The organism is Limnobacter sp. (assembly GCF_046297615.1).
Taxonomy (GTDB): domain Bacteria; phylum Pseudomonadota; class Gammaproteobacteria; order Burkholderiales; family Burkholderiaceae_B; genus Limnobacter.
The window spans coordinates 223258-235618 of record NZ_JBKBHM010000002.1 but is presented as its reverse complement, the minus strand read 5'-3'; the positions used below and the strand labels follow the sequence as shown (position 1 = coordinate 235618).

General features: G+C 56.3%; 12 protein-coding genes. 10 read left to right on the top strand and 2 right to left on the bottom strand.

The genetic code is table 11. The annotated features are described in order from the left end of the window. Window positions 1-1398, top strand: a complete 1398-nt coding sequence (rlmD, locus tag ACK4FF_RS05025; protein WP_409705371.1) for a 23S rRNA (uracil(1939)-C(5))-methyltransferase RlmD — start codon at window positions 1-3, stop codon at window positions 1396-1398. 181 nt (window positions 1399-1579) lie between these two features. Here rlmD and ACK4FF_RS05020 read toward each other — a convergent pair whose 3' ends face one another. After that, window positions 1580-2284 carry a Bax inhibitor-1 family protein gene (locus tag ACK4FF_RS05020; RefSeq protein ID WP_409705368.1) on the bottom strand — a complete coding sequence of 235 codons (705 nt, stop codon included), beginning with the start codon at window positions 2282-2284 and terminating at the stop codon, window positions 1580-1582. Window positions 2285-2503: 219 nt separating this feature from the next. On the opposite strand from ACK4FF_RS05020, the gene ndk reads away from it, so the two are divergent. From ndk to der, 8 genes are all read left to right on the top strand, one after another. Continuing rightward, complete coding sequence (gene ndk / locus ACK4FF_RS05015) at window positions 2504-2929, top strand: nucleoside-diphosphate kinase (protein ID WP_409705365.1); 426 nt, start codon at window positions 2504-2506, stop codon at window positions 2927-2929. 109 nt (window positions 2930-3038) lie between these two features. Beyond that, the gene (gene rlmN, locus ACK4FF_RS05010) at window positions 3039-4175 is read left to right on the top strand and encodes a 23S rRNA (adenine(2503)-C(2))-methyltransferase RlmN (protein WP_409705362.1); all 1137 of its coding nucleotides are present in this window, start codon (window positions 3039-3041) and stop codon (window positions 4173-4175) included. A 241-nt stretch (window positions 4176-4416) separates the two neighbouring features. Further along, the gene (locus tag ACK4FF_RS05005; protein WP_409705359.1) at window positions 4417-5601 is read left to right on the top strand and encodes a helix-turn-helix domain-containing protein; all 1185 of its coding nucleotides are present in this window, start codon (window positions 4417-4419) and stop codon (window positions 5599-5601) included. 22 nt (window positions 5602-5623) lie between these two features. Further along, complete coding sequence (gene ispG, locus ACK4FF_RS05000) at window positions 5624-6883, top strand: flavodoxin-dependent (E)-4-hydroxy-3-methylbut-2-enyl-diphosphate synthase (protein WP_409705356.1); 1260 nt, start codon at window positions 5624-5626, stop codon at window positions 6881-6883. Between the two features lie 43 nt (window positions 6884-6926). Beyond that, a complete protein-coding gene (gene hisS / locus ACK4FF_RS04995; protein ID WP_409705353.1) occupies window positions 6927-8252 on the top strand; it encodes a histidine--tRNA ligase in 1326 nt (441 codons plus the stop codon). Further along, window positions 8249-8908, top strand: coding sequence for a YfgM family protein (locus ACK4FF_RS04990; protein WP_409705350.1), 660 nt, complete (start codon window positions 8249-8251; stop codon window positions 8906-8908). Before hisS ends, ACK4FF_RS04990 begins: the two co-directional genes overlap by 4 nt. After that, window positions 8905-10059 carry an outer membrane protein assembly factor BamB gene (gene bamB / locus ACK4FF_RS04985; protein ID WP_409705347.1) on the top strand — a complete coding sequence of 385 codons (1155 nt, stop codon included), beginning with the start codon at window positions 8905-8907 and terminating at the stop codon, window positions 10057-10059. Before ACK4FF_RS04990 ends, bamB begins: the two co-directional genes overlap by 4 nt. Before the next feature lie 10 nt (window positions 10060-10069). Further along, complete coding sequence (der, locus tag ACK4FF_RS04980) at window positions 10070-11395, top strand: ribosome biogenesis GTPase Der (RefSeq protein WP_409705344.1); 1326 nt, start codon at window positions 10070-10072, stop codon at window positions 11393-11395. Here der and ACK4FF_RS04975 read toward each other — a convergent pair whose 3' ends face one another. Next, entirely contained in the window at window positions 11396-11710 is a 315-nt protein-coding gene (locus ACK4FF_RS04975) for an Mpo1-like protein (protein WP_409705342.1), read from the bottom strand. A 170-nt stretch (window positions 11711-11880) separates the two neighbouring features. Here ACK4FF_RS04975 and ACK4FF_RS04970 point away from each other — a divergent pair, with 170 nt between their 5' ends. Further along, window positions 11881-12354, top strand: a complete 474-nt coding sequence (locus ACK4FF_RS04970; protein ID WP_409705339.1) for a CBS domain-containing protein — start codon at window positions 11881-11883, stop codon at window positions 12352-12354. Window positions 12355-12361 lie beyond the last annotated feature (7 nt).

Genomic DNA, 12361 nt, shown 5'->3' with positions numbered 1-12361 from the left:
ATGGGACGTCGCCGAAACCGGGCTCCAGCCGAGCCCCGCATTGTTGAACTGGACATTGAGTCCATCGACCTCGAGGGCAACGGCGTCGGCCACGTCGATGGCAAAGTCTTGTTTGTTGATGGGGCCATCACCGGCGAACGCGTACGCGCCGCCGTCGTCAAAGAGCGGCCTTCCTATGCCCGCGCCGTCACCAAAGAAGTGTTGCGGGCCTCCTCGCTGAGGGTAGCGCCGCGTTGCCCAAGTTTTGGGGTGTGTGGCGGTTGCGCCATGCAGCACATTGACCTGGACGCTCAGGTGGCCATCAAAAACCGCGCCTTGGAAGACCTCCTCCTGCGCATCGGGCGTCAGCGCCCAGAGCAGATGATGCGGCCCATGTACGGGCCTTCCTGGGGGTATCGCCACCGGGCTCGCCTCACCGCACGGCATGTGGATAAAAAAGGCGGCATGTTGCTCGGTTTTCATGAGAAAGCCTCAAGCTACGTGGCCCTCATGAAAGAGTGCCATGTGTTGCCGCCCCATGTCTCTGACCTTCTAAAGCCCCTAACAGCACTGCTCGCCAGCCTGTCCATCTACACCCGCGTGCCTCAAGTTGAGTTGGCTGTGGGGGAGGGCGTGACTGCACTGGTGCTTCGACATCTGGAACCCTTGGCTGAAAGTGATCTTCAGTTGCTCCGGGAATTCGGCCAAGCCCATTCGGTGCAGTGGTGGCTACAGCCCGAAGGGCCCGGCACTGTGCACCTGCTGGACGACATGGGTGAGCACAGCTTGCATTACCGCATCGAATCCTTCGGGATACACATGCGTTTCAAGCCGACCGACTTTACCCAAGTCAACCACATGATCAACGACGCCATGGTGGCCCGTGCAGTGTCACTGCTGGATCTCAAGCAGGATGACAGGGTGTTGGACCTGTTCTGTGGTTTGGGCAACTTTTCCTTGCCACTGGCCACCCGCAGCCGTTTCGTCAAAGGGTTCGAGGGTTCTGAAGATTTGGTGACCCGGGCCGCAGAGAATGCCCTCCTCAACGGCCTTGAGGACAAAACCGAATTCCACCTGCGCAATCTGTTTGAAGTTGAAAGCCCGGAATGGAGCAGTTGGGGCCAATTCGACAAAGTGTTGATCGACCCACCCAGGGACGGTGCCTTGCAAATTTGCAAAGCCATTGTGGGTGCTTCAACCGAATTTCAGCCTCAGCGCATTGTCTACGTCAGTTGCAACCCAGCCACCTTGGCCCGCGATGTGGCCGTGCTTTGCAACGTGGGCCCATACAGGCTGGTGCAGGCCGGGGTGGTCAACATGTTCCCGCACACCGCCCATGTTGAGTCCATCGCCGTGTTTGAGAAGGACCCAGGCCGCAAGCCCAGTCAAACCCTGGAATCGATTGAAGCGCTTGTTTAGGTAACGCCAGCATTTCAGCGGCAGAATAACAAACGGGGCCCTAGGGCCCCGTTTTCGTTGGAGACTGGCCTCTCCAACCTGGCGGCCGGTAGGTATACCGGCCTTTGAGCTTTTAATGTGCGCCTGTTCTGTTCGGTTTGCAAGCCTTTTTCATGTTGCACCGTGTCAAACCGGCGTTTGTTTACTCCCGGTCGCCGCCTGCGAAAGCCATCAGCAGTTGCAGAAGGTTCACAAACAGGTTGTACAGGTCCAGGTAAATTGCCAAGGCTGCAGCAATGTAATTGGTTTCACCCCCGCGCATCACCCGCTGAAGGTCGTACAGCAGGAACATCGAGAACAGGCCCACGCACAGAGTGGACAGTGTCAGTGACAGGGCGGGCATTTTCAGGAAAATGTTGGCCACCGAGGCCACCATCACCATGATCAACACAATGAACAATGTTTTGCCCATGGTGGTGAAATCACGTTTGGTGACTGCGGCGTAACTGGCCAAGCCAAAGAACAGGACGCCGGTGCCCAAAGCAGCCATGCCGATGATGGCACCGCCGTTGGAGAAGCTCAGCGCCACAGACAGGATGCGTGACAGCATCAGGCCCATGAAGAAGGTGAAGCCCAGCATCAGCACCACACCAAAACCATTGTTTTGGTTACGCTGAATACCCCAGATGAAGCCAAACATGGCTGCAAGCATCACCACGAACGACAAAATGGGGCTGCCGGCAAACAGGGTGAAGAACCCGAACTGAATGCCCAGCATGGCGCCAAGCGCTGTCGGAACCATGGACAGGGCCAGCAGGAAGTAGGTGTTGCGCAAAACACGGTTGGTGTCGGCAGTAACCACACCGCCAGCGGTACGGCCAAAAGGTGCAGTGTTCAACTCGGACATGGTTTAAGTCTCCTAAAAATGAACGGAAGGCCATTAAGCCAACCGGTTCTGTGGCTTTGAGTATAAATGGTGACAAAAAGTTTCGCCCTGTGATGAATGGTTCACCAGCAGTGGAGGGCGTACTCCATCACCCGCAAAGCAATATTCACGTAAACAGTCTATAATAGCGGGTTAAGTTTTTCACTTTCCCTTTTTCGAACACATTCTGGAGTTGTTCTCATGGCGAACGAACGCACACTGTCCATCATCAAACCCGACGCAGTGGCCAAAAACGTGATTGGTCAAATCTACAGCCGTTTTGAAGCCGCTGGCCTGAAGGTTGTGGCCTCTCGCATGGCCCACCTGTCCCGCGCTGAAGCTGAAGGCTTCTACGCTGTGCACAAAGCACGTCCATTCTTCAACGACCTGGTGAACTTCATGATCTCCGGCCCCGTGATGATTCAAGTGCTGGAAGGTGAAGGCGCCATTGCCAAAAACCGCGAACTGATGGGCGCCACCAACCCCAAGGACGCTGCTCCCGGTACTATCCGTGCCGACTTCGCTGACAGCATCGACGCCAACGCTGTGCACGGTTCCGACGCTGCTGAAACAGCGGCTGTTGAAATCGCTTACTTCTTCCCATCCTCACAAGTATTCAGCCGCTAATTGCAGGCTGAGGGCCTTGCTGCTTGCAAGGTCCGGTCAGGAATGGTAATTGTTGCAGCGGGGGCGTACCCACTTGGGCGTCCCCGCTCTGTTTTGAACCGAGGCGGTCATGACGCAGGACTTGGACAATTTGCTGGAATATTCGGTGCCTGAGCTTGTGCAATGGTGCACCACGCTGGGCGAAAAACCGTTTCGAGCCAAGCAACTGTCCAAATGGATCCACCAGTCCGGTGTGGCTGACTTCGAGGCCATGACCGATCTGGCCAAATCGTTTCGCCAGAATCTCCAAGGCAAAGCCTGTGTCAAGGCACCCCCAATCATCAGTGATCACGTGTCCAAAGATGGCACACGCAAATGGCTGTTCGATGTGGGGCAGGGCAATGCAGTAGAAACGGTGTTTATTCCCGAAGAGCGCCGGGGCACCCTGTGTGTCAGCTCGCAGGCCGGTTGTGCAGTCAACTGCCGTTTTTGCTCCACAGGCAAGCAGGGCTTTTCCAGAAACCTCACCACCGCCGAAATTGTGGCCCAGCTTTGGCAGGCCAATGTGCTGCTCAAGGCCGATGGCCGGGAATATCCTCAAGAACGCCCAGTCACGAATGTGGTCATGATGGGCATGGGCGAGCCGCTGCTGAATTACAGCGCGTTGGTGCCGGCCCTGCAATTGATGCTGGATGATCAGGCCTATGGCCTGTCGCGCCGGCGGGTGACTGTGTCCACCTCGGGAGTGGTTCCGTTTATGGACCGTTTGTCTCAGGATTGCCCGGTGGCGCTGGCCGTGTCCCTTCATGCGCCCAATGACGCCCTGCGTGACCACCTCGTTCCGCTGAACAAGAAGTACCCCTTACGCGAATTGTTGGACGCCTGCCTGCGCTACCTGAACCACGCCCCCCGCGATTTCATCACCTTTGAATACGTGATGCTGGATGGCGTGAATGATTCGGTCGAGCACGCCCATCAGTTGGCGGATATTGCACGCCATGTGCCGTGCAAATTCAACCTGATCCCGTTCAACCCGTTTCCTGAGTCGGGTTTGCACAAGTCCAAGGCCCCGGCCATCAAAGCGTTTGTTGATGTGCTGACCCAGGCTGGCGTGGTGACCACCGTGCGAAAAACCCGTGGGGACGACATTGATGCAGCCTGCGGGCAGTTGGCAGGGGAGGTGATGGACCGAACCCGCGTGAAAGAACGGATTGAAACCGCTGTTCCGGTTGAAGTGCTCAAGCGCAGCGCCAAATTTAGGAATTAAGTTGCAGTGCAGCGTTGGCTTTGAATTACAATCATTCTCAGCGATGCGAATTGAAGAATTGTTAAGTGCGGGCCTTCAGGCCGAAGTGTGAAACTTGTCACAACAGCATGAATTTTCATGGAAATTTTGCTTGTTAACAGGCGTACGCTTCACGTATTCTTAACGAATGCTTAATTGAAAATTTTACAGTCCAGTACAGTGAGAGGCCAAGCCACTGGTCATGGCCTCCGGAAACCCCAAAATGATCGAACAACGTGCAATGAGCCAAGATGACCAAGGCGCCAACAATGGCGCCAGCGAAGACATTCAGGACAATTCGCCACTTGCTGAGCGGCAACCCAATTTGACCCTGCTGGCGGCCGGGCAAAACCCGGGTGCCATGCTGCGCGCAGCCCGTGAAAAGCTGGGCATGAGCCTGTCCGATGTGTCTGCGCTGACCAAAATCAATGAGCGTCAGCTTCAGGCTCTGGAAAGTGGCGATCCGGCCCGCCTGCCGTCCGAAACTTTTGCACGGGCCTTCATCAAGAGTTATTGCAAGGCGGTCAAGCTGGACCCGGTCGCCGTCATTGCCGGCTACGGCTTTTCCGAGGCTGCTCCTGCCCACGTGAATGCCTCGGCCCGTGCGGCGCAAATTACACGCAAAGACACCCTTCAGGCGTCCATGCCCCAGTCATCCCGGCGGCTTACTGGTTTGAATTTTGATCGCAAGCCCGGTAAATCCATAGGCTATGGCATCGTGTTGGCTGCCTTGGTGCTGATGGCTGTGTTTTATTTGCCTGTATTTATGTCTGGCGAGGATGCCCCAGCCGATGTGGCACAAGCATTGCCGCCGATGCAGGAGCCTCAGGAAGCCACGCCATCGGCCAATGATGCGCCTTCAGTGCCCATCGGCGCTGCCGGGCAGTCTGCTGCTACACCCAGCGCGGTGTTTCCTGCATTGAACCCAGCCCCCACAGAGCCCACCCCGGCTGCGCCTGCTGCAACCCCTGCACCCACCGCGGCGGCACCGTCTGCACCCGCAGCGCCTCAAGCGGCAGCACCTGCGGCTAATTCTGCGACTGTGGCTGCCCCAGCACCATCAACAGCCGCAGCAGTGGTTCCACCCGCCCCGGGCAAGCCTGCGGCTACTCAGTCCACAGTTCAGGCAGCCACACCCGCAACTGCCGCCGCACCAGCAGTGGCTGCAGCGCCCGGCGCCTTGCGGTTTGCTTTTGCGGAACAGTCTTGGGTCACAGTGCGTGACGCGGACGATCAGGTCCTGGTGTCCCAACTCAATGAGGCCGGAAGCGCACTGGACGTGAAGGGCAAAGCGCCGTTCAAGCTCATCGTGGGCAATGCCAAGGCCGTCAAAGTCACCAACAACGGCAAGCCGGTGGACCTCTCAACATCCGTGAAGGGTGAAGTGGCTCGCCTGACTGTTCAATAATCAATTTCTGCAGTCGAACACCGTGATTCCCAATACCCCTCTAGCCCGGCGTGCAACCCACGCCGTGCAAGTGCGCTGGAAAGAGCATGTGGTCCACGTCGGTGGAGGCGCACCTGTGGTGGTTCAGTCAATGACCAACACAGACACCGCCGATGCGTTGAACACCGCCTTGCAGATCAAGGCGCTTTACCTGGCTGGGTCCGAGGTGGTTCGCATCACCGTCAACAATGACGAAGCAGCCAAGGCGGTTCCGTACATTCGTGAACAATTGGACAAGATGCGCATTCCCGTGCCCATCGTCGGCGACTTTCATTACAACGGACACTTGTTGCTGCAGAAGTACCCCGAGTGCGCCAAGGCACTGTCCAAGTATCGAATTAACCCGGGTAATGTGGGCTCAGCCCGCTCGCGGGATGACAATTTCGCGGCCATGGTGGCCATTGCCATCCAGTACGACAAACCGATTCGTATTGGAGTCAACTGGGGCAGTCTGGACCAGTCCTTGCTGGCGCGAATGATGGATGAGAACGGTCAGCGTGAGACCCCCTGGCCCGCTGAACAGTTGATGTATGAAGCGCTGATAGAGTCCGCGCTGTCCAGCGCCCACAAGGCGGTTGAATTGGGCCTGCCGGCCAACAAAATCGTCTTGTCCTGCAAAGTGAGCCAGGTGCAAGACCTGATTGCCGTGTATCGCGAATTGTCCCGTCGAAGCGAGTTTCCTCTGCACTTGGGCCTGACCGAGGCTGGCATGGGTGTCAAGGGTATGGTCGCTTCCACCGCAGCCCTGTCGGTATTGCTTCAGGAAGGCATAGGCGACACCATTCGTGTGTCACTGACGCCCGAGCCCGGTGGTGACCGCACCCGCGAAGTGCTGGTTGCTCAAGAAATTCTCCAGTCCCTAGGCTTGCGTGCGTTTACACCGCAAGTCATTGCTTGCCCCGGCTGTGGCCGAACCACCAGCACTGTGTTTCAGGAACTGGCTGACCGCATTCAGACTTTCCTTCGCGATCAGATGCCCATCTGGAAGAACACCTACCCCGGTGTTGAAGAGCTGAAAGTGGCGGTCATGGGGTGCGTGGTAAACGGGCCCGGCGAAAGCAAGCATGCCGACATCGGTATTTCCCTGCCGGGTACTGGCGAGGCACCAGCAGCCCCCGTGTTTTTGGATGGCCAGCGTTCGGTGACTCTCAAAGGCGACAATATTGCCGGTGAGTTCCAGCAGATTGTTCAGCGATATGTGGAGCAAAGGTACGGCCAAGGGTCAAAAGCGCCCGCAGAATAGGCGACAATAGCAGGTTGAATCAATACGTCTGTTTGCGCATTTCATGAGCCAGCCTGAATCCACGGATCAGTCCAAAACCAAAAAGCCGGTCAAATTGCAGTCAGTCAAGGGCATGAACGATGTTCTGCCCATGGAAGGTATCCATTGGGAAAACCTGGAAACCATGCTGCGTGAATGGCTGACCTCCTATGGTTACCGTCTCATCAAGACGCCCGTGCTTGAGCCAACAGCCCTGTTTCGGCGTGGAATCGGTGAGGTTACCGACATCGTTGAAAAAGAGATGTTCAGTTTCGTTGATCGTTTAAACGGCGATGAACTGACCCTGCGCCCCGAATTCACCGCGGGCATCGCGCGGGCCACCATTCAGCACAACCTGACTTACGCTGCGCCCCAGCGTGTGTATTCCATGGGGCCAGTGTTTCGCCACGAGCGGCCTCAGCGTGGCCGCTACCGGCAATTCCACCAACTGGATGTGGAAGCCCTTGGCTTTGAAGGGCCTGACATCGATGCAGAACTGATTGTGATGCTGTCGCGCCTCTGGCGTGACATGGGGCTGGAAGGTGTGCGCCTGGAAATCAACTGCCTTGGTGAGGCTGAAGAACGTCTGGCCCACCGGCAGGCGCTGATCACGTATTTCGAACAGCACCGCGAGCTGCTGGATGAAGACGCCCAGCGCCGCCTGTATTCCAACCCGCTGCGGATTCTGGACACCAAAAACCCAACCATGCAGGACATGGTGAACCAGGCGCCACGGCTTTCGCAGTACTTGGGCGAAGCTTCACTGGCGCATTACAACGGCGTGAAGCGGCTGTTGTCGGATGCGGGTGTGGAGTTTGTGGAAAATCCGCGGCTGGTGCGAGGCCTGGACTATTACAACCTCACGGTGTTTGAGTGGATCACAGAGGCTCTGGGCTCACAGGGCACCATCTGCGGTGGTGGCCGTTATGACGGCCTTATCGAAGTATTGGGTGGCAAACCCACCCCAGCCATCGGGTTTGCCATTGGCTTGGAGCGTTTGCTGGAGTTGTATCTGGAAAGCAATCAACCCGATGACACGCCCGACCTCGACATTTACGTGGTTCACCAGGGTGAGGGCACTGCACGCCGCGCATTTACACTCGCTGAAGAGCTTCGGGATGCTGGCTTTGCCGTGGTTCTGCATGCCGGCAGTGGCGGCTTCAAGTCGCAGATGAAGCGTGCTGATGTCAGTGGTGCCTCTGTAGCAGTCATCCTCGGCGAGAACGAACTGGCCAAAGGCACCGCTGCCGTGAAAATGCTGCGCGGGGAAGGTGAGCAGAAAGAATTCAATCAAGAGACACTGGCCGAGTCACTGTTTGGCCTGCTGTACAAAGAAGGAGAAGGATCGTGAGTCGCTACACCCTTGAGGAAGAAGAGCAAATCGCCAGCCTGAAGGCGTTCTGGGCCAAGTATGGCAACTTCATCCTGACTGTCCTTATTATTGTTTTCGGTGCCTTTGCCGCCAACAACGGCTGGAAGTGGTGGCAAGCACGCAGTGCAACCCAGGCTGTGGTGCCCTACGAGAAGCTGGAAAAGGCGCTGGACAAAGGCGACCTCACCTTGGCTCAGCAAATTCAGAATTCAATTGCTGATGAGCACAAGCGCTCCCCTTATGCGCCCCGAGGGGCCATGATGCTGTCCAAGGCTTTGTTCGATCAAGGCAAAGTGACAGAAGCCAAAACACAGTTGCAGTGGGTGGTTGACCATTCAAGCCTGGATGAGTACACCGCAGGTGCCTCGCTCATGTTGTCGGCCATTCTGTTGGATGAAAAGCAGTACGATCAGGCGCTGGCGCTGTTGTCCAAAGATTACCCAGGCTTTGCGGGTTTGTTTCACGACCGCAAGGGCGACATCGCGCTGGCCCGCAACGACACAAGTACAGCCCGAACAGAGTATGGCGAGGCTTTGAAGAAAATTCAGGCTGACAGCCCTTGGAAAACCGTGATTGAACGCAAATTGGCTGCTTTGCCAGCCGCTCAGCCCGCTACAGGAGAACAAAGCAAATGAAGCCGATCGTACGCGTGAGCGCGCTGGTGTTGGTGACCTTGGCCATGGCTGGCTGTTCAACGCTGGAGAAGTGGAACCCGTTCTCTTCCAGCAAAGTCAAGCCTGCAGAGCTGGTCAACTTCAACGCCGACCTGAAAACCAGCACCCGCTGGTCCTTGGATGTTGGTAACTCCGAGCAGGGTTACTTTCAGCCAGTCGTTTATGACGGCGTGGTGTATGCCGCATCAGAATCCGGTCGCGTGGTTGCCTTGGACAAGTCAACCGGTCGAATCAAATGGCAAGCCAAAACCGACAACAAGCTGCGCGCCGGTGTGGCAGTCACGGCTGACACGGTTGCCGTTGTTGACAGTGCCAACCAGTTGGTGGCCTTCGACTTCCAGGGCAAAGCCAAATGGAAGACCGCGATGGATGTGGATGTAACCAGCGTTCCGACTGGTTCAATCAATTCAATCATTGTGCGGGGTATCGACTTTTCGGTGATCAGCATCGCCAGCGATTCCGGCCAGCAGCGCTGGAAACACAGCCGCCAGTTGCCACCCCTGACCCTTCGAATCAATTCCACGGTGGACATCAACAACGCGCGTGTGTATGCCGGTTTTCCGGGTGGTCGGTTGGTGGGTCTGGACCTGAACACAGGCAACGTGGTTTGGGAAGCCATTTTGGCATCGCCCACAGGCACCACAGAAATTGAGCGTATCGCCGATGTAACGGGTAACCCTGTCTACAACTTCCGCGAAGTGTGTGCTGCAGCGTTCCAGGGCAAGGTAGGTTGTTTGGACTCCACCAGCGGTAAAACACTGTGGAACTCGGAATTGTCATCGCCCAACGGCGCGTCGGTGGATGACCGCTATGTGATTGCCGCCAATGAACTCGGCGACCTGTTTGCGTACTCCCGCAATGGTGGCAAGCAAGTCTGGCGTATTGCCAACTTCCAGCGGCGTTTGCCCACAACCCCTCTGTCAGTCGGACGTTCTGTGGTCATCGGTGATTTTGAAGGCTATGTCCATTTCATCGACCGGGACACCGGCAAGACGATTGCCCGCACCCGTGTAGGGTCCTCCGCCTTCACCGGCGCAGCCCAAGCCGCAGGCACCAACGAATTTTTGATCCAGAGTCGCAAGGGTGAACTTGCGCTGATCGCAGTCCAGTAAAGAACCCAGCATGAAACCCGTCATCGCCCTGGTGGGCCGGCCCAATGTCGGCAAGTCCACACTGTTTAACCGGTTGACCCGCACTCGGGACGCCTTGGTGGCCAACCAGCCGGGCTTGACGCGTGATCGTCACTATGGTCTTGGGCGCATCGGCCCACGCAGCTATTTGGTGGTGGACACAGGCGGCCTCGAGCCTGTGGCCAAGGACGGTATCTACGCCGAAATGGCCAAGCAAAGCCGCCAGGCGATTGTCGAAAGTGACGTGGTCTTGTTCATTGTCGATGGTCGTGCCGGCATCACTGCGCATGACCATGTGATTGCCGATGAGCTGCGAAAGGCTCGCCGTGAAGTTATTTTGGTGGTCAACAAAACCGAAGGGTATTCCCACGCGGTTGCCGCCGCTGACTTCTACGAGCTAGGGTTGGGCGAACCCGAAACCATCTCTGCAAGCCACGGCGATGGTGTTCGCCAATTGATGGAATTGGCGTGTAGCAAACTGCCTGAAATGCCCGAAGACGACGAGGGCGGGCGGCGAATCAAGGTGGCCATCGCAGGCCGTCCGAATGTGGGCAAGTCCACCATGGTCAACACCTTGCTGGGTGAGGAACGTGTGATTGCATTCGACATGCCGGGCACCACGCGCGACAGCATCTACATCGACTTCGAACGCAACGACAAGCCGTACACCCTCATTGACACCGCTGGGTTGCGTAAGCGCGGCAAGGTATTTGAATCGATTGAAAAGTTTTCAGTCATCAAGACCCTGCAGGCCATTGAAGACGCCAACGTGGTGATTCTGATGCTGGATGCGCAGCAAGACATCTCTGATCAGGACGCCTCCATTGCGGGCTTTATCGTGGAAGCAGGGCGCTCTTTGGTGCTGGCTGTGAACAAATGGGACAGCCTGGACGAGTACAAAAAAGACCGGGTCAAAGCCGAGGTCAACCGCAGGCTTGCTTTCCTGGGTTACGCCAACCTGCATTTCGTGTCGGCCACCAAACCGTTTGGTATTGGGGCCATGATGAAGTCAGTCGATGAAGCCCATGCTGCCGCATTTGCCAAGTTGCCAACCCCGAAACTGACCCGTCTGATTCAGGAATGCGTGGAGCATCAACAGCCCCCGCGCAAGGGTATTTTCAGGCCGAAGATGCGCTACGCCCACCAGGGTGGCCAAAACCCGCCCATTGTTGTGGTTCATGGCACCGCCTTGGATGCCATTCCCGACAGCTACAAACGTTATCTTGAAACCAAGATTCGCGAACGATTCAAGTTGACGGGTACTCCGCTGCGTGTGGAATTCCGAAGCACCGCCAACCCGTTCGACAAGAAAGACTGATCAAAACGGAATTTTCCGGGTCAGGATGTCCTTGTACATCACCCAGTCACCCATAAAGCTCCACAGGGGGTATTTGAAAGTGGCTGGCTTGTTCTTCTCGAAAAAGAAGTGACCCACCCATGCAAAGGCGTAACCGGTGACCAAGCCGGTCAACAGCCACGACACCTGCCCAGTTGTGAACAGCTTGAAAAAGCAAATCAACGCCAGTGTTGACCCCACAAAATGAAGCCTGCGGCAGGTCAAATTGCTGTGCTCAGCCAAGTAGAACGGGTAGAAATCCGCAAAAGTCTGGAATCGGCTGCCTGTTTTGGGCATGTTCTTGTCTCCTTGATTTAATTGAAATTGTTACACGCTGTCGCTTGTATTTCGCTAGCTTAACCGCGCTGAGTCTCAATCTCAACGGATTCCAGTCGTTTGACACCTGATCTTTTTCGGGTACGATGAATCAAAACGCATAATCAGAACTATCCCTCAGGAGGTGTGAGATGAAAGTCAAAGAAGTACTGCGCGTCAAGGGCAATACCTTGTTCACAGTGACGCCCGAAACATCGTTGTCCGATTGCGTGGTCACGATGGCTGACCATGATGTGGGTTCCCTGGTGGTGATGGATAAAGGCCGCTTGGCGGGCATTGTGACCTTCCGCGAGGTGATCGCCATTCTGGCCAAACGGCAGAAAGAACACCGCACAGGCCCTACACCCCCTGTGTCTGAAATTGTGGTTCATGAAGTGATGAACGCCCACCCTACGGTGGCCTCTTTGGACATGGAAGTGGATGCCTTGCGCAAGTTGATGCTGGAAAACCATCAGCGTTACTTGCCCGTGATGGACAACAACACCCTGTGCGGCGTGATTTCCTTTCACGACGTGGCCAAGGCCGTGCTTGAAGAACAAAGTTTCGAGAACAAAATGCTGAAAGGCTACATTCGCGATTGGCCGGTGGAAGAGGGCAGCAATTAAGTCAACA